This is a genomic window from Mesorhizobium sp. P2_A12, assembly GCF_056405075.1.
Genome location: NZ_JBFUCU010000012.1, coordinates 447,183 through 463,810, shown reverse-complemented (window position 1 = coordinate 463,810; position 16,628 = coordinate 447,183). Strand labels below are relative to the sequence as shown.

Here is a 16,628-nt window from a genome sequence, read left to right as displayed (position 1 = left end):
CGGATTCGCTACAAAGCCGCCAGAGTCAGTCCCCAGAGTACAACAAATGAATATCTTCGCCGATTTCACCGCGCGAATCATAAAAGCCGTCGAAGCGCTTGATCTAAAAGACAATGACGGCGTTTCGCCGGACCTGTCGCGCGTTGCCGTCGAGCCGCCGCGCGATGCCAGCCATGGCGACCTGGCGACCAATGCTGCGATGGTGCTGGCCAAGCCGACCGGCCAGAATCCGCGCGCGCTGGCCGAAAGACTGGTGCAGGCGCTGCGTGGGGACAAGGACGTTGCCGCCGCAGAGGTCGCGGGGCCCGGCTTCGTCAATCTCAGGCTAAGGGACGGTTTCTGGCAGGCGCATCTGACCGCGCTGCTTGGCGAAGGCCGCAACTATGGCCGCTCGACGGTTGGCGGTGGCAGGAAAACCAATGTCGAATATGTCTCGGCCAATCCGACGGGCCCGATGCATGTCGGCCATTGCCGGGGCGCGGTGGTTGGCGATGCGCTCGCCAACCTGATGGCCTTCGCCGGCTATGACGTGACCAAGGAATACGTCATCAACGACGCCGGCTCGCAGATCGACGTGCTCGGCCGTTCGGTCATGCTGCGCTACCGCGAGGCGCTTGGCGACGATATCGGCGAGATCCCGGCAGGGCTTTACCCCGGCGATTACCTGGTTCCTGTCGGCGAGGCACTGGCCAAGGAGTTTGGCCGGTCGTTGGTGGAGATGCCGGATGACGAGGCGCTGGCCATCGTCAAGGACCGCACCATCGATGCGATGATGGCGATGATCCGGGAGGATCTGGCGATGCTCAACGTGCATCACGACGTGTTCTTCTCGGAACGTACGCTGCACGCCGACAACGCCAAGAAGATCCGCTCGGCGATCAGCGACCTGACGTTGAAGGGTCACATCTACAAGGGCAAGCTGCCGCCACCCAAGGGCGAGAAGCCCGACGATTGGGAGGATCGCGAGCAGACGCTGTTCCGTTCGACCGCCGTCGGCGACGACATGGACCGGGCGCTGGTCAAGTCCGATGGCTCGTTCACCTATTTCGCCGCCGACGTCGCCTACCTCAAAGACAAGATCGATCGCGGCTTCGTCGACCTGATCTATGTGCTCGGCGCCGACCATGGTGGTTATGTCAAGCGGCTGGAGGCCTTGGCGCGCGCGATTGCCGGCGACAGGGTGAAGCTTACCGTGCTGCTTTGCCAGTTGGTGAAGCTGTTTCGCGAGGGCGAACCTGTGCGCATGTCGAAGCGGTCGGGTGACTTCGTGACGCTGCGCGAAGTGGTGGAGGAGGTTGGCCGCGACGCGATCCGCTTCATGATGCTCTACCGCAAGAACGATGCGCCGCTCGATTTCGACTTCGCCAAGGTGACCGAGCAGTCCAAGGACAATCCGGTGTTTTATGTGCAGTACGCCTCGGCGCGCTGCCATTCTGTGTTCCGGCAGGCGAGCGAGCAACTGGGCGAGGTCAATTTCGACCGCAACAGCCTGGCGTCCGCCGTCGCTATGCTCACCGACGAGGGCGAGATCGGCCTGATCCGCAAGCTTGCAGAATATCCTCGTTTGATCGAGTCGGCGGCACTTGCGCTCGAGCCCCACAGGCTGGCATTTTACCTTTATGATCTGGCTTCTAGTTTCCACGGACACTGGAACCGTGGCACAGATAATCCAGACTTACGTTTTGTTAAGGTTAACGACCGACAATTGACGCATGCCAGACTAGGGCTGGTGCAGGCTGTCTCGGACGTTCTGACGTCCGGCCTGACGTTGATCGGAGCCGCTGCGCCCACCGAAATGCGTTAGGTTTGACTAAAAAACCTGTCACCTTTTGCCCACATTGCGCTGGTAAGGGCCAACCCTACGCGACGTCCATGGCGTCCGAATGAGTGCGAGTTCGGGAACAATAATGGCAGACAGAACCCAGCTGAGAGTAGCCGAAAACAACGACATCGTTGATGACGATCCGTTCGCGGAACTGACCAGGATCATGGGATTCGACCCGCGCCAGCCGGTCAAGCCGCAAGCGCCCGTCCAGCCGAAAGCGCCCGTCGCCGATCAGCCGGCGCAAGAGGACGATTTCGAGATCGATCTCGAGAAGGAACTGATGGGCGAGTTCGGCGCTGACGACAGCGACGCCGCTCCGGTCGCCGAGGCACATGAGCCGACGTTCGAAACGGCCAAGCCCGGCCCGATGGACGACGATCTTGCGATGTCGCTCGACGACGATTTCCATCTGGACATGGCGGATCTCGACGAACACGCACCCGTCGCCAACCATGCGGATGTCGCCAGCCATGGGGATGTCGCCAGCCATGCGGATGTCGCCAGCCATGCCGATTTGGACGCTGCCGAAACCGCGCCAGCGGTTGAGCCGGCTTTCGATTCTGATTTCGACAACGCCGTCGCCAGTTCGCTCGAAGACGTTTCGCCCTTCGAGGACGACCGGCCGATAGAGGACGAGCTAGCAGCGTCGCTCGATCAGGACTTCCGGATCGACGACGACGCCGACGAAGTGCGGCAGACCGCGGCCGTTGCCGAGTCGCCTGCTGCTGTCGAGCCTGCTGCTGTCGGGCCGGCGTCCGAGCCTGAATTCGACGATGCGGTTGCGATCTCGCTCGAAGACGAGATGATGCTCGACGACCGTTGGGCAGTGGAGCAGTCCGACGCGGCTGCTGAACCGGCGGCTTCGGAACCTGTCGAGTACGCCATGCCGGCGCAAGCGACTGCGCGTGATGCCGAGGCAATCTCGAGCGAGGATTTTGCCGGTCATTTCGACGACGCCATGGCTGATGTCGATATGGATTTTGGCAGTCGTGTTGAGCCGGTCGCCTTCCAGGAGCCGGAAGCGCATGATGTGCCGGCCGATACCGCGGACGCGAAGGGCGAGATTTCCGGCCCTGAAGGCTCGCTGGACGATGGGTTCGACCTGAACCTGGACGACTCGTTTGCCGAAACGGCCGAAGAGCCGGTCGCCGTGGTTGCCGCCGCTGCGGTCCAGCCGCTGGCGCCAGCCGCCGTTGCGGCTGAGCCGTTGGATTCGCCGATCGCGGATGAACGAAGCCTGGAAGACGAGTTGAATGCGCTGCTGGGTGCCATGACCGCGCGCCCGGCGCCGGTGGCCAGGGAGCCCGTCGCGGCTCAGCCGGCTGTCGCCGCTCAACCGCCCGTCGCCGCGGTTGCAAAGACCAATGAGGAGCCGGCCGATCTCGCCGACCTCGAATGGGATATCGACGGACACGCGCCTGAGGAGCAGCACCGTCTTGACGCTGTCCAGGCCGCCGATGCGGACCTCGACGTTCTGCAGCTCGATGACCTTCAGGAGCTGGATCAGCGCTCGCATGTCGCCGCGCAAGGCGATGTCGATTTCGACGATGATGCGTTCGACGCGGCTTTGGCAAACAGCCTGGATTCGCGCGACGCGGCCGCTGCCCCGCACGATCAGGGCGATTCTCTCGATTGGCTGGCGGAACGCTCCGAGCCGACGGAGCCGACCCGTTCGTGGAGCCGCGTGACGCCGGTTCCGCAGCAGCCGGCGTTTAATGCTCAGCCGACCGCTCCGATAACACCGCACGCCGCGGCGCCGGCAGCCGCCGCAGTGCCGTCCTACCGCTCGAGCGAGCCGGTCGAGACCGTCGCCCCTGCTGCTCCGGTATCGGTGCTGCAACCGCAACAGTCCTCGCACTACGAAGACATGCCCGACGTCGAGACAGTCGACGTGCCCGAGCGTGTCGTGGCGCTGGCGGACGATCTCGACATCCCGGAACTGCACTTCGAGGAAGACAAGCCGGCGACGCCTGCCTATGACGATCTCGACGCGGAATTCTCAAGCCTTCTCACCGAGATGAATTCGGTGGAGGTCGCTCCTGCTCCCTCAAGCAGCGCCGGCTATGAGGACCCCAAGTCGGCCTATGACGCCATCAAGCCGGCCTATGACGCCATCAAGTCGGGCTATGACGGTGTCAAGCCGGGCTATGAGGGGGTCAAGCCGGCCTATCAGCCGGAAGCGCGGACCTATGCGGCGAGGCCGGCAGAAATACCTGCCCGGGCGACAGCTTCGGCTGGCTATGCGGATGCCGCTGGCTTCGACCTCAACAATCTGCCCGGCAGCCAGCCGGTTTCACAGGCGGACGATTTCACCGTCGACGAACTCGACTACGATCCCGATCTGGATGAGGCGATGGCTGTCCCGGGTCTCGGCGAGCGGGAGGCCGCAAGGCCCTCGCGCCGACGTGGCCTGTTCATTGCCGCTGTTGTCGGCGCGGTAGCGGTGGCTGGCGGCCTCGGCGCCTTTGCGCTGTCTTTCGGCGGCAAGGGCGGCAGCGAAGCACCGGTGATCGTCAAGGCCGACAACGCACCGATCAAGGTCAAGCCGGAAAATCCGGGCGGCACCGTGGTGCCGAACCAGGACAACAAGGTCTACGACGCAGTGGTCAAGGGGACCAAGCCGGCCGAGCCTGTCCAGGAAAAACTGGTCACCAACGTCGAAGAGCCGGTGGATGTGCAGGCCAAGGATCCCGCCCGCGCGATCGATCTTTCGGCTGACCAGAACGCCGCGGCAGGTGGAGCGGACGACGGTAACGCCGCGCCGGTCGCGAACGCCGCGCCGGCCGCCAGCGCGGCGCCGGCCGATAACGCGGCGCCGGCACCGAAATCCGAAGATCGCATCGCGCAGGTGCTGCAGGAGGCCGACAAGGGCACCAACGCCGAAGTCGTCGCCGTTGCGCCGCGCAAGGTGAGGACCATGGTGGTCAAGTCAGACGGTTCGCTGGTGCCGCGTGAGGATTCGGCGCCGGCGGCACCGCAAGTGGCGGCCGCTGAGCCGGCCGACCCGGCGCCGCAGCAAGTTGCCCCGTCGTCCCAGGCCGATGCGGACCAGACCGGCACCGTGACGCCCGCCACCGCCCAGGCAGACGACGAGCCGGCCCTCAAGCCGGCAGCCAAACCGGCAGCGGCGCCCAAGGCCGAGGCAAAGGCCCAATCGGCAAACACGCCGGCCAAGGTTCCGGTCGCGCCGCAGCGCCCGTCCGACCAGCCGGTTGATGTCGTCGGCGAGGTCAAGCCCGACCAGGTTGCATCCATCGATCCGGGATCGACCGCGACCGGCGGTGGTTCGTGGTCGATGCAGATCGCTTCGCAGCCGACGGTCGAGAGCGCCCAGTCCAGCTACCAGGATCTGCAGCGCCGCTACGGCAGCGTGCTTTCCGGCCGTACCGCCAACATCGTCAAGGCGGAGATTGCCGGCAAGGGCACGTTCTACCGTGTGCGCGTTCCGGCGAAGTCGCGCAACGACGCGATCAACCTGTGCACCAGCTACAAGGCTGGTCTCAGACCGCGCCGGCTTTTTCGTGTGGAAGAGATCTGTCTTCAAGCGCATGCGGCGGGGGACGATTCCCTTTGACCGCGCGAAGCCCTAAACTCCCGTCATGACCGAATCAAAATCCATGATCCTCGGCTGCGCCGGGAAATCGCTCACTCGCGAAGAAATCAATTTCTATCGCAACGAATGCCCGTGGGCCTTCATCCTGTTTGCGCGCAACATCGGCGAGACCGAGCAGATCCGCGATCTGGTCGCCGAGATGCGCGACTGTATCGGGCGTCCGGACGCGCTGGTGTTCATCGACCAGGAAGGCGGCCGGGTGCAACGCCTGCGGCCGCCATTGGCGCCGAACTATCCGGCCGGCGGCGCGCTCGGCGCGCTGTGGCGCGACGATCATGATGCCGGCGCCCGCGCGGCCTGGCTGATGGCGCGGCTGCATGCGTTCGACCTGCTGCGCTACGGCATCACGGCGGATTGCCTGCCGGTGCTCGACGTACCGATCGAGGGCGCCAGCGACGTCATCGGCGCGCGTGCCTATGGCAAGGAGCCGCGACCGGTGATCGAACTCGGCCGTGCTGCCGCCGAAGGGCTGATGTCGGGCGGCGTGCTGCCTGTGATGAAGCATATTCCCGGCCATGGGCGCGCGCTTGCCGACACGCATTTCGAATTGCCGACGGTGAATGCGTCGCTCAGCGATCTGCAACGGCATGATTTCGCCCCGTTCCGGGAGCTCAACCATCTGCCTATGGCGATGACGGCGCATGTCGTCTACAGCGCCGTCGACCCGAAGAACCCGGCGACGACCTCCGGCAAGGTCATCGACGAGATCATCCGTCGTGAAATCGGCTTCGATGGGCTGCTGATGAGCGACGACACCTCGATGAAGGCACTTTCTGGGGATTTCCCGACAAAGGCGGCGTCGATCCTTGCGGCGGGCTGCGATCTGGTCCTTCACTGCAACGGCGTTTTCGAGGAAATGGCCGGCATCGCATCGCGCACCACGGGGCTTGAGGGCAAGTCGCTGGAGCGCGCAAAACGGGCGCTGACCTATATTAGGAAACACGACGCGGCTGAAGAAACCGAGATACGCGCAGAATTCGCCACCTATTTCGATGCGGTGGCCTGACAAAGGAAGCGAGAGAAAGTGGCGGAAACATTGGAAAGCAAGGCCGCGAAGGCCGCACCGATGGACCGTCTGTGGGCCGAGAACGACGATTCACGCGTCACCGGCGATCCGTCGCTGGTCGTCGATGTGGCCGGCTTCGAAGGCCCTCTCGATCTCCTGCTGCATCTTGCCCGCACCCAGAAGGTCGATCTGGCGCGGATTTCGATCCTGGCGCTGGTCGAGCAATATCTGACCTTTGTCGAGACGGCGAGGGCGCTCAGGCTCGAGCTTGCCGCAGACTATCTGGTAATGGCGGCGTGGCTGGCCTTCCTCAAGTCGAAGCTGCTCATCCCCAAGCAGCCTGGCGACGAGGGCGAGAGCGGCGAGGAGCTGGCGGCGGTGCTGCAGTTCCGGCTGAAGCGGCTTGAGGCAATGCGCGACGCCTCGGCGCGCCTGGTCAACCGCAACCGGCTCGGCCGCGACGTGTTCGCGCGCGGCATGCCGGAAATGGTCATCGTCGAAAAGCGCAACGCCTATTCGGCCTCGCTCTACGATCTTTTGACCGCCTATGCCCAGCAGCGGCAGAAGCAGGCGATCAACAATGTGACGATCGCCAGGCGCGGTGTCTGGTCGCTCAAGGACGCGCGCGACATCCTGACCCGGCTGGTCGGCGCGGTGCGCGACTGGACGGCGCTCGAGAGTTTTCTGATCGAATACATGACCAGCCCCGAGGAGCGGCGCACGGCGATCGCGAGTTCGTTCGCGGCCACGCTGGAACTGGTGCGCGAAGGCAAGATGGACATGCGCCAGGACGACGTGTTCGCGCCGATCTACCTGCGCGGCCGCGCACAGGCAATCAAGGCAGTCGAGGTGGCATCATGAGCGAACGCGCCAACGCTTCGGTTATCCCTTTCAAGGTCGATGACGAAACGGAAGGGGAGATGTTTCCGCAGGAACCGGCCGAGCAGGTCCAGAACCCGGCCGAGCGGCTGCATATGGCGGAAGCCGTGCGCATGGCCGAGGCGATCGTGTTCGCCAGCGCCGAGCCGGTCAGCGAAAAGCAGCTTGCGGCACGTCTTCCAGACGGCATCAACATCGCCCTGGCAATGGCCGACCTGCAGCAGATCTATGCGCGGCGTGGTGTCAATCTGGTGCGCGTCGGCGACGCCTGGGCATTCCGCACGGCCGGTGACCTTGCCTTCCTGATGAGCCGCGACACGGTGCAGCAGCGCAAGCTGTCGCGCGCGGCGCTCGAGGTGCTGGCGATCATCGCCTACCACCAGCCGGTGACGCGCGCCGAGATAGAGGACATCAGGGGCGTCGAAACCTCGAAAGGCACGCTCGACACGCTGTTGGAGACGGAATGGGTGCGCATGCGCGGCCGACGCAAAACGCCGGGACGCCCCGTGACCTATGGCACGACCGAGACCTTCCTCGACCATTTCGCGCTGGAGGAAATCCGCGATCTTCCCGGCATGGAGGAGCTGAAGGGGGCAGGCCTGCTATCGGGCCGCATGCCGTCGAATTTCTCCATTCCGCAGCCGCCGGCCGATCCCGATGCACTGGCCGACGACGAGGATGCGCTGACCGACATCGACCTCGAGGAACTCGGCCTGCTGACGCCGCGCGTCACGGAAGATTGACTGGCAATCGCGGCCAATCTGTCGAGGATGCGCGGATTCGTAGCGGGCCATCACGCCGAAAATGCGTGACATCCGCCACCCTTTCATAAACTCTGTCGCAGTTGTGTTTGAATCCCAACGCGAAAACGCATAGATCATCGCCAGGGAAAACATTCGAGAGAGATTTGCTATGGGTTCGTTTTCGATTTGGCACTGGATGATCGTGCTCGTGATCGTGCTGCTGGTGTTCGGCCGCGGCAAGATCCCCGAGCTGATGGGTGACATGGCCAAGGGCATCAAGAGCTTCAAGAAGGGCATGGCGGACGACGATGTTGCCGAAGACAAGCGCACCGTCGAGCACCGCGCCGACGAGACCGTTTCGGCCGCGAAGGAAAAAGCCAGCAAGAGCTGAGCCAAAGGTTCTAGTCGGAACAGAGTGCCATGTTTGAAGTCGGCTGGACCGAAATGCTGGTCATCGCGATCGTCATGATCGTGGTCGTCGGGCCCAAGGATTTGCCCAATATGCTGCGCACCTTCGGCCGCACGACGGCCAAGCTGCGCGCCATGGCGGCCGACTTCCAGAAGCAATTCAACGAGGCACTGAAGGAGGCCGAGCTCGACGACGTCAAGAAGTCGGTCGACGAGCTCAGGGGCCTCAGCCCGATGTCCGAAATCAGGAAGCAGCTCAATCCGTTCGAGCAGGCGGCGGCCGATGTGCGCTCCGGCGTCGACGCGGTGATGAAGCCTAAGCCGGCAGACGATCCGACAGCGCCAGCCGCTTCGACGCCGCAGGCGGCCGAGCCGTTGAAGAACGGCGCGACGACCATGCCTGGCGTCAGCGGGCCGGAAGCAGCACCAGCAGCGCCGATTTTCCCGGCAATGACCGATGAATCGGTCGTGACGGCATCAGTGCCGGCCGAACCGGTTGTCGCGGAGAAGGCGTCGGCGGTGAAGAAAGTGGCCAAGGCTGCGCCGGCAAAAGCGGCTGCGAAAGCGCCTGCCAAGGCGTCGGCAAATGGCACGATGGCTGCCGCGCCGGCAAAGGCGGCGACCGCCAAGGCCGCACCTGCGTCCAAGGCGGCGGTAAAGCCTGAAAAGGCTGCGAAGCCCATTGCGGCCAAGACGGTCGCGACCAAGCCGATCGTTACCAAGCCAATCGTGTCCAAGACAATCGTTGCCAAGACTGAGACGAAAGCTGAACCGAAGCCTGCCGCGGCGAAGAAGCCGGCGGCCAAGAAGACGGCTGGAGCCGCCAAGTGAGCGTTTCGGACAAGGAAAGAGACGAGATCGAGAAATCGTCGGCGCCGCTGATGGAGCATCTGATCGAGCTGCGCCGGCGGCTGATCTGGTCGCTCGGCGGCTTCTTCGTCGCCTTCCTGGTCTGCTTCTTCTTCGCCAAGAGGCTTTTCAACCTTCTGGTCGTTCCATTCAAATGGGCGACGAAGTGGGCCGGGCTCGATCCGCACAAGGTCGAGCTGATCTACACCGCGCCGCAGGAATTCTTCTTCACCCAGGTCAAGCTCGCCATGTTCGGCGGCATGGTGATCGCCTTTCCGCTGATCGCCACGCAGATCTACAAGTTCATCGCGCCCGGCCTCTACAAGAACGAACGCAACGCCTTCCTGCCGTTCCTGATCGCATCGCCGGTCCTGTTCCTGATGGGCGCCTCGCTGGTCTATTTTTTCTTCACGCCGATGGTGATGTGGTTCTTCCTCGCCATGCAGCAGGCCGGCACCGACGATCAGGTGCAGATTTCGCTGCTGCCGAAAGTGTCGGAATATCTCAGCCTGATCATGACGCTGATCTTTTCCTTCGGCCTGGTGTTCCAGCTGCCGGTGGTGACCAGCCTGATGACACGTGTCGGCATGCTGTCGTCGAAGGCGCTGGCCGAGAAGCGCAAATGGGCGATCGTCATCGCCTTCGTCGTCGCGGCGGTGCTGACGCCGCCCGACCCGATGAGCCAGATCGGCTTGGCCATTCCGACGATCCTGCTCTACGAGGTCTCCATCTGGGCTGCGCGGCTGATCGAGCGCGATCAGGAAAAGCAGCGGGTAGCGCGCGAGAAGCAGGACGCGGCGGAAGAGGTGGCCGAAAAGTCCTCCACATAGGCTATGGCGCGGCGCCCTCTCTGGGGGGCAGCGGGCTCGGAATCGATTGCCTTGTGACGGCAATTATGCTATCGATTTAGGTATGGTGCTGATTTGCGCCAGCGACCCGCCGCAAGGCGGGTTTTTCATTTCAGGCTCTCGCGCCATCCCCGGTAAAGCGAGCTAATGCGAGCTCGCAGCCCTGGCTTCATCACGCCCGATCTTGCATCGATCAACGATGCGGTTTACCCCCTCTGGCTGAAACGCATCGCTATCAAAGCGATGCGTTTCAGTTTTTGTTTTAAGCAGGTCGTTAACCCAAAACCGCTGCGCACTTTTGGGCGACATGCTACCCAGGAGCGTTCAAACCATGCTTGACATCAAATGGATTCGCGACAACCCGAAGGCCCTTGTCGAGGCGCTGGTGAAGCGCTCGTGGTCGGCCGGTGAGGCGCAGTCCACGGTCGACGGGCTGATCGCTTCGGACGAAGCGCGGCGCGAACACGTGACCGAGCTGCAGACCAAGCAGGAGCGCCGCAACGCCGCCTCGAAGGAGATCGGCAACGCCATGCGTTCGGGAGATGCGGCGCTTGCCGAAAGACTGAAAGCCGAAGTCGGCGAGATCAAGATTTTCATCCAGAATGGCGAGGCGCGCGAACGCGAGCTCGACAAGGCGCTCAACGATGCGCTGGCGGTGCTGCCCAACGTGCCGTTCGACGATGTGCCGGTCGGCAAGGACGAGCACGACAATGTCGTCAAGCACATCGTCGGCAAGCTGCCGACGCGCCCGAACTGGGTGAAGGAGCATTTCGAGATCGGCGAAGCGCTCGGCATGATGGATTTCGAGCGCGCCGCGAAGCTGTCAGGCTCGCGCTTCACGGTGCTGAAGAGCGGGCTGGCGCGGATGGAACGGGCGCTCGGCCAGTTCATGCTCGACCTGCACACGACCGAGCATGGCTATGAGGAAATCATCCCGCCATTGATGGTCAAGGACGACGTTCTTTTCGGCACCAACCAGTTGCCGAAGTTCGAGGAGGATCTGTTCTTCGCGCCGCACGGGGAGGGCAGGCTTGGCCTGATCCCCACCGCCGAAGTCCCGCTCACCAATCTCGTGCGCGAAGAAATCACCGCGCATGAAAAACTGCCGCTGCGCTATACCGCGCTGACGCCGTGCTTCCGGTCGGAGGCAGGTTCCGCCGGGCGCGACACGCGCGGCATGCTGCGCCAGCACCAGTTCAACAAGGTCGAGCTGGTGTCGATCACCGACCAGGAATCGTCGCTCGCCGAGCACGAGCGGATGACGCAATGCGCCGAGGAAGTGCTGAAGCGGCTTGAGCTGCCGTTCCGCACCATGACGCTGTGCACCGGCGACATGGGCTTTGGCGCGCGCAAGACCTACGACATCGAGGTCTGGCTGCCTGGCCAGAACGCCTATCGCGAGATCTCGTCCTGTTCGGCGTGCGGCGATTTCCAGGCGCGACGCATGGACGCCCGCTACAAGGACAAGGACGGCAAGGGCAACCGCTTCGTCCATACGCTCAACGGTTCGGGCACCGCGGTCGGCCGCGCGCTCATTGCTGTCATCGAAAACTACCAGAATGAGGATGGCAGCGTAACCATTCCTGAAGTGCTGCGGCCTTACATGGGCGGCCGGGAAAAGATCGAATCGAAATAATGCGCATCCTCCTGACCAATGACGACGGCATTCATGCCGAGGGCCTGGCCTCGCTTGAACGGGTTGCGCGCACACTGTCCGACGATGTCTGGGTGGTGGCGCCGGAGCAGGATCAGTCCGGTTATGCGCATTCGCTCTCGATCTCGGAGCCGCTGCGGCTGCGCAAGATCGGCGAGAAGCATTTTGCGGTGCGCGGCACGCCGACCGACTGCGTCATCATGGGCGTTAAGAAGATCCTGCCCGGCGCCCCCGACCTGATCCTGTCCGGTATCAATTCCGGCGCCAACATCGCCGACGACGTCACCTATTCGGGAACCGTCGCCGGCGCCATGGAAGGCGCGCTGCTCGGCATCCGCTCGATCGCGCTCAGCCAGGGCTACAGCTATGTCGGCGAGGATCGGGTTGTCCCCTACGAGACGACCGAAGCGCTGGCGCCGGCACTGCTGCAGAAACTGGTGGCGACACCGCTGCCGGACGGCGTGCTGCTCAACGTCAATTTTCCGAACTGCCTTCCCGAAGAAGTCGCCGGCACGGTGGTGACCTCACAAGGCAAGCTCGTGCATAGCCTGTGGGTCGACGAGCGCCGCGACGGGCGCGGCCTGCCTTACTACTGGCTGCGCTTCGGCCGTGAGCCGGTCGAAGGCAAGCAAGGCACCGACCTCCATGCCTTGCGCAACAGGCTGGTGTCGGTGACGCCATTGCAGCTCGACCTCACCGCGCATGAAATCCGTGACCAACTGAGCAAGGCGCTTGCATGAACCAGGGCCTCACAATCGACGACCGCGAAGGTTTTGCCGCCTTTCTGCTGCGTTTGCGCGGCAGGGGGACGGTGCCGAAGGCGCTGATCGCGGCCTTCGAGGCGACACCGCGGCGCGGTTTCCTTGGCGCACAGTTCCATCCGATCGCCTGGTCGGACCGCATGCTGCCGATCGAATGCGGCGAGGCGATCGAAGGGGCCGACCTGCAGGCGGCGGTGATCTCAGCCCTTGCCATCGAGCAAGGCAACCGCGTGCTCGAGATCGGCACCGGCTCCGGCTACACGGCGGCGGTGATGTCGCGGCTGGCGGCGCGGGTCGTCACCGCCGACCGCTACAAGACGCTTGTCGAGCAGGCCAGGCAGCGCTTCGAGGCGCTCGGCATCGGCAATGTCATTGTGCGCCAGGCGGACGGATCCGGCGGTCTGCCGAACGAAGGGCCGTTCGATCGCATCGTCGCCTGGGCAGCCTTCGACAGCCTGCCGCGCTTCCTGCTCGACCAACTGTCGAGTGGCGGCATCGTCATCGCCCCGATCGGACCCGAAGAGGGCGAACAGGTGCTGGCCAAGCTGACCAAGGTCGGTAGCCGGTTCGAACGCGAAGACATCGGTCTCGTGCGCCTGCAGCCGATCCTGCGCAGCGTCGCCGCCGTCATTTAGAGTGATCTTCTATGCGGTGCCGGCCTGCGAATTGTGAGCCCGAAAACCGCTGCATTCGGTTCGGCGAGTCGACTTAGCCAGCCCGGCCTGAGCATAGCTTCGGCACTCCGCAAGCGATCTCAAATATTTTAAGAAAATTCGCATCGGATTCTATGGGGTTAACCGACGAGTAACATTAACGCGCTTTAATCATGCCTAGTTTGTACCGGGTATGTGCGGGTCAGTGCGATGCAACTCAGTGTTTTGAAGACAAGCGGACGCAACCTGATGCGTGGTTGCGCCGTACTCATGGTCGCAGGCGCTGCGGCAGGGTGCAGCTCCCAGGCTTCACGCTTCAACAGCGTCGATGACGTCTTTACCTCGTCGACCAACAACCAGCGCGCCATCATCAACAAGCAGGACGCCGTGCAGCCCTATCCGGGCGATGTCGCGGCCGCTCCGGTCGACGGCAGCCATACGCAATCGGTCAGCCGCTCCAGTCTCGAACCGGTCTCGACGCGGCCGCTGCCTCCGCCCGTTGCCCAGGCGCAGCCGGCTCCGGCATTGGCGCCTGCCGCAAAGCCGGTCCGCACCGCATTGGCCCCGGCGCCGCATGTCGACCGGACCACGACCGGCACGGTCGCTCCGGCGGCATCGCCGTTCAAGGTCGCGCAGCCCGACGCGCCGCGCGTCGCCGCGGCCGGAACGCCGCATGCAACCGAGATCGTCGTCAGGGATGGCGAAACGATTTCCGCCCTGGCGCAGCACTACAAGGTGCCGGCCGACGTGATCATGAAGGTCAACGGGTTGAGCCCGACCAAGGGGCTGAAGACCGGCCAGAAGCTTGTCATCCCAGCCTATGCCTACTCCAGCAAATCGGAACCGAAAGTCGCCGACGCCAAGCCTGCAAAAAACGGCAAGCACGACCTGCCGGCCACCGCGCCTGACAAGGTCGCCGTTCTGCCGCAGCAGCCGAAGCTTAAGGAGGGCAAGTCCGCCGCCCAGGTCGATGCTTCGGCCGCCACAAGCCAGCCCAAGGAGCCCAAGCAGCAGGTGGCGGCCAAGGCGACAGGCGCTGCCGGCACCTACACGGTCCAGTCAGGCGACACGCTTTCTTCGATCGCCAGGAAGACCGGTGTCGGCACCGTTGCGCTGAAGCAGGCCAACGGCATGAAGGACGGCTTGCTCAAGATCGGCCAGACCTTGAAGGTGCCGGCCGGCGGAACCGCGACCGTCGCCAGCGCCAAGCCGGCGAAGATCGATCCGGTGACCACGGCGACCACGCAGCCCGCGGCAAAGACGACGCCGTCGGAAACGCTGGCGTCCTACACGCCGCCGAAGAAAGATTCGAAGGTCATTCAGCAGGCCGAGGACGACGAGGCGGTTGCACCGGATGCAACCGGTATCGGCAAGATGCGCTGGCCTGTGCGCGGCCGCGTGATATCCGGTTTCGGGTCCGGCAAGGACGGTGTCGACATCGCCGTGCCGACGGGAACGCCGGTCAAGGCGGCCGAGAACGGCGTCGTCATCTATGCCGGCGACGGCCTCAAGGAATTCGGCAACACGGTGCTGGTGCGCCACGAGAACGGCCTGGTCACTGTCTACGGCCATGCCAGCTCGATCGAGGTGCAGCGCGGCCAGAAGGTCAAGCGCGGCCAGGAAATCGCACTGTCGGGCATGAGCGGCACGACGGACTCGCCGAAGCTGCACTTCGAAGTGCGCAAGAACTCCGCCCCGGTCGACCCCTCTGGCTATCTCGAATAGTCGGGCTGTCTCGAATAGAACAAGAAAGCGATTTTGCGGGCCGTCTGACCTCCAGTCCGGCCCGCCGGCTCAGCCCGCCCCGCAAGGAGCGGGCTTTTTCAGTTGCTTCCGCGCATGTCAATCCTTGAGCGGCTTGCCGAGCCGCCCCGCCAGATCCTGGGTGAACTGCCAGGCGACGCGGCCCGAGCGGCTGCCGCGCGTCGTTGCCCATTCCAGTGCTTCGGCGCGCAACGTCTCGGGATCGACGGAAAGATCATGATGGCGGACATAGCCGTCGATCATGTCGAGATACTCGTCCTGCGAACATTTGTGGAAGCCGAGCCACAGGCCGAACCGGTCGGAGAGCGAGACCTTTTCCTCGACCGCTTCGGACGGGTTGATGGCGGTCGAGCGCTCATTGTCGATCATGTCGCGCGGCAAGAGATGACGCCGGTTCGAGGTGGCGTAGAAGATGACATTGGCCGGGCGGCCCTCGACGCCGCCTTCGAGCGCTGCCTTAAGCGACTTGTAGGAGGTGTCGTCGTGGTCGAAGGAGAGGTCGTCGCAAAACAGGATGAAGCGGAAGGGGGCTGACTTCAGCAGCCCCATCAGCTTCGGCAGCGTGTCGATGTCCTCGCGGTGGATTTCGATCAGCTTCAGCGGCAGGTCGGACTTGGCCCTGGCGTTGATCTCCGCATGCACCGCCTTGACCAGCGACGATTTGCCCATGCCGCGCGCGCCCCACAACAACACGTTGTTGGCCGCGTAGCCGGCAGCGAAGCGTTCGGTGTTGTCGACAAGGATATCGCGGACGCGGTCGACGCCACGGATCAGGCCGATGTCGACGCGGTTGACCTTGCGCACCGGCTCCAGATAGCCGGGATCGGCCTGCCAGACGAAGCAGTCGGCCTCGCCGATGTCCGTTTCAGGCACCGGCGGCGGGGCGAGGCGGCTAACCGCCTCGATCAGGCTGTCGAGCTTCTTGTTGAGGGCGTCAATGCTGCTGTCGGTCATGTCGGTCTTTTGTTTTTCGCGTTTTGAAGTGGGGAGCTTGCCGATTCCGTCGGGTTCGAAACCGGTTGCAACCTTTTGTTCGAGCGTGATCTTTTCCGAAAACCGGCTCGTGCTGTTCGCGATCATGCTCTAACACGGCTCAACAGGCCGGAAAAGCAGCCGATTTGGCCGGCCACGCAGTTGCATTGGCAACTTTACCGACTATATTCCGGCCAAATTTCAAGGGGCCGCCAAACTCCACAAGGACGGTGGCGGCTGTTTTCAAAATTCAGGAGTACCTCGATGTTCGTGACACCGGCATACGCCCAAGGCGTTGGGGCTTCTCCCGACATGTTCATCAGCATTTTGCCGTTTGTCCTGATTTTCGTGATCATGTATTTTCTGATCATCCGGCCGCAGCGCACGCAGCTGAAGAAGCGCGGCGAGATGCTGGCCGCGGTTCGTCGCGGCGACACGGTCGTCACTGGCGGCGGCTTCGTCGGCAAGGTGACCAAGGTGATCGACGAAAATGAACTCGAGATCGACCTTGGCGGTGGCACCAAGGTGACCGCGCTGCGTTCGACGATCGCCGATGTGCGCGTCAAGGGCGAGCCCGTGGCGAACCAGAACGCCAAGAAATAACCGAATTTCAGGCGGAGCGATCCGCGGACACGCTCTGACGGACGACGCCA

14 protein-coding genes are annotated in these 16,628 nt (G+C 63.5%); 13 read left to right on the top strand and 1 reads right to left on the bottom strand.

Translation table 11 applies throughout. The annotated features are described in order from the left end of the window. Positions 1 to 46 precede the first annotated feature (46 nt). The 12 genes from argS (at position 47) to AC1DZU_RS24690 (ending at position 14,964) form a co-directional block, all read left to right on the top strand. Positions 47 to 1,804 carry an arginine--tRNA ligase gene (argS, locus tag AC1DZU_RS24745; protein ID WP_477289196.1) on the top strand — a complete coding sequence of 586 codons (1,758 nt, stop codon included), beginning with the start codon at positions 47 to 49 and terminating at the stop codon, positions 1,802 to 1,804. A gap of 103 nt (positions 1,805 to 1,907) precedes the next feature. After that, the gene (locus AC1DZU_RS24740) at positions 1,908 to 5,399 is read left to right on the top strand and encodes an SPOR domain-containing protein (protein ID WP_477289194.1); all 3,492 of its coding nucleotides are present in this window, start codon (positions 1,908 to 1,910) and stop codon (positions 5,397 to 5,399) included. Positions 5,400 to 5,424: 25 nt separating this feature from the next. Continuing rightward, the gene (gene nagZ, locus AC1DZU_RS24735; protein ID WP_477289192.1) at positions 5,425 to 6,444 is read left to right on the top strand and encodes a beta-N-acetylhexosaminidase; all 1,020 of its coding nucleotides are present in this window, start codon (positions 5,425 to 5,427) and stop codon (positions 6,442 to 6,444) included. Positions 6,445 to 6,504: 60 nt separating this feature from the next. Then, complete coding sequence (locus AC1DZU_RS24730; protein WP_095088090.1) at positions 6,505 to 7,305, top strand: segregation and condensation protein A; 801 nt, start codon at positions 6,505 to 6,507, stop codon at positions 7,303 to 7,305. Then, positions 7,302 to 8,066, top strand: coding sequence for an SMC-Scp complex subunit ScpB (scpB, locus tag AC1DZU_RS24725; RefSeq protein ID WP_477289190.1), 765 nt, complete (start codon positions 7,302 to 7,304; stop codon positions 8,064 to 8,066). Before AC1DZU_RS24730 ends, scpB begins: the two co-directional genes overlap by 4 nt. A 169-nt stretch (positions 8,067 to 8,235) precedes the next feature. Next, complete coding sequence (locus AC1DZU_RS24720) at positions 8,236 to 8,457, top strand: twin-arginine translocase TatA/TatE family subunit (protein WP_095087696.1); 222 nt, start codon at positions 8,236 to 8,238, stop codon at positions 8,455 to 8,457. A 29-nt stretch (positions 8,458 to 8,486) separates the two neighbouring features. Further along, positions 8,487 to 9,305, top strand: a complete 819-nt coding sequence (gene tatB / locus AC1DZU_RS24715; RefSeq protein ID WP_477289188.1) for a Sec-independent protein translocase protein TatB — start codon at positions 8,487 to 8,489, stop codon at positions 9,303 to 9,305. Continuing rightward, on the top strand, positions 9,302 to 10,153 hold the full coding sequence (gene tatC / locus AC1DZU_RS24710; RefSeq protein WP_184873748.1) for a twin-arginine translocase subunit TatC: 852 nt from the start codon (positions 9,302 to 9,304) through the stop codon (positions 10,151 to 10,153). Before tatB ends, tatC begins: the two co-directional genes overlap by 4 nt. 349 nt (positions 10,154 to 10,502) lie before the next feature. Then, a complete protein-coding gene (gene serS / locus AC1DZU_RS24705) occupies positions 10,503 to 11,807 on the top strand; it encodes a serine--tRNA ligase (protein WP_477289186.1) in 1,305 nt (434 codons plus the stop codon). Beyond that, positions 11,807 to 12,565: a 5'/3'-nucleotidase SurE gene (gene surE / locus AC1DZU_RS24700; RefSeq protein ID WP_477289184.1), complete on the top strand. Its 759-nt coding sequence runs from the start codon at positions 11,807 to 11,809 to the stop codon at positions 12,563 to 12,565. The genes serS and surE overlap by 1 nt, the downstream gene beginning before the upstream one ends. Next, positions 12,562 to 13,221 (top strand): protein-L-isoaspartate(D-aspartate) O-methyltransferase, encoded by a 660-nt coding sequence (locus tag AC1DZU_RS24695; RefSeq protein WP_477289182.1) that lies wholly within the window; start codon positions 12,562 to 12,564, stop codon positions 13,219 to 13,221. The genes surE and AC1DZU_RS24695 overlap by 4 nt, the downstream gene beginning before the upstream one ends. Positions 13,222 to 13,449: 228 nt before the next feature. Further along, positions 13,450 to 14,964, top strand: coding sequence for a peptidoglycan DD-metalloendopeptidase family protein (locus AC1DZU_RS24690; protein WP_477289180.1), 1,515 nt, complete (start codon positions 13,450 to 13,452; stop codon positions 14,962 to 14,964). Positions 14,965 to 15,081: 117 nt separating this feature from the next. Here the strand turns inward: AC1DZU_RS24690 and AC1DZU_RS24685 are convergent, their stop codons facing one another. Then, positions 15,082 to 15,957 (bottom strand): ATP-binding protein, encoded by an 876-nt coding sequence (locus AC1DZU_RS24685; protein WP_477289178.1) that lies wholly within the window; start codon positions 15,955 to 15,957, stop codon positions 15,082 to 15,084. A gap of 282 nt (positions 15,958 to 16,239) precedes the next feature. On the opposite strand from AC1DZU_RS24685, the gene yajC reads away from it, so the two are divergent. Further along, complete coding sequence (yajC, locus tag AC1DZU_RS24680; protein WP_477227411.1) at positions 16,240 to 16,578, top strand: preprotein translocase subunit YajC; 339 nt, start codon at positions 16,240 to 16,242, stop codon at positions 16,576 to 16,578. The last annotated feature ends 50 nt before the right edge of the window (positions 16,579 to 16,628 follow it).

Excerpts from the sequence above, each read along its gene's own strand:
- argS (WP_477289196.1), top strand. The coding sequence starts at position 47 with ATGAATATCTTCGCCGATTTCACCGCGCGAATCATAAAAGCCGTCGAA.
- AC1DZU_RS24740 (WP_477289194.1), top strand. The coding sequence starts at position 1,908 with ATGGCAGACAGAACCCAGCTGAGAGTAGCCGAAAACAACGACATCGTT.
- nagZ (WP_477289192.1), top strand. The coding sequence starts at position 5,425 with ATGACCGAATCAAAATCCATGATCCTCGGCTGCGCCGGGAAATCGCTC.
- AC1DZU_RS24730 (WP_095088090.1), top strand. The coding sequence starts at position 6,505 with ATGGACCGTCTGTGGGCCGAGAACGACGATTCACGCGTCACCGGCGAT.
- scpB (WP_477289190.1), top strand. The coding sequence starts at position 7,302 with ATGAGCGAACGCGCCAACGCTTCGGTTATCCCTTTCAAGGTCGATGAC.
- AC1DZU_RS24720 (WP_095087696.1), top strand. The coding sequence starts at position 8,236 with ATGGGTTCGTTTTCGATTTGGCACTGGATGATCGTGCTCGTGATCGTG.
- tatB (WP_477289188.1), top strand. The coding sequence starts at position 8,487 with ATGTTTGAAGTCGGCTGGACCGAAATGCTGGTCATCGCGATCGTCATG.
- serS (WP_477289186.1), top strand. The coding sequence starts at position 10,503 with ATGCTTGACATCAAATGGATTCGCGACAACCCGAAGGCCCTTGTCGAG.
- surE (WP_477289184.1), top strand. The coding sequence starts at position 11,807 with ATGCGCATCCTCCTGACCAATGACGACGGCATTCATGCCGAGGGCCTG.
- AC1DZU_RS24695 (WP_477289182.1), top strand. The coding sequence starts at position 12,562 with ATGAACCAGGGCCTCACAATCGACGACCGCGAAGGTTTTGCCGCCTTT.
- AC1DZU_RS24690 (WP_477289180.1), top strand. The coding sequence starts at position 13,450 with ATGCAACTCAGTGTTTTGAAGACAAGCGGACGCAACCTGATGCGTGGT.
- AC1DZU_RS24685 (WP_477289178.1), bottom strand. The coding sequence starts at position 15,957 with ATGACCGACAGCAGCATTGACGCCCTCAACAAGAAGCTCGACAGCCTG.
- yajC (WP_477227411.1), top strand. The coding sequence starts at position 16,240 with ATGTTCGTGACACCGGCATACGCCCAAGGCGTTGGGGCTTCTCCCGAC.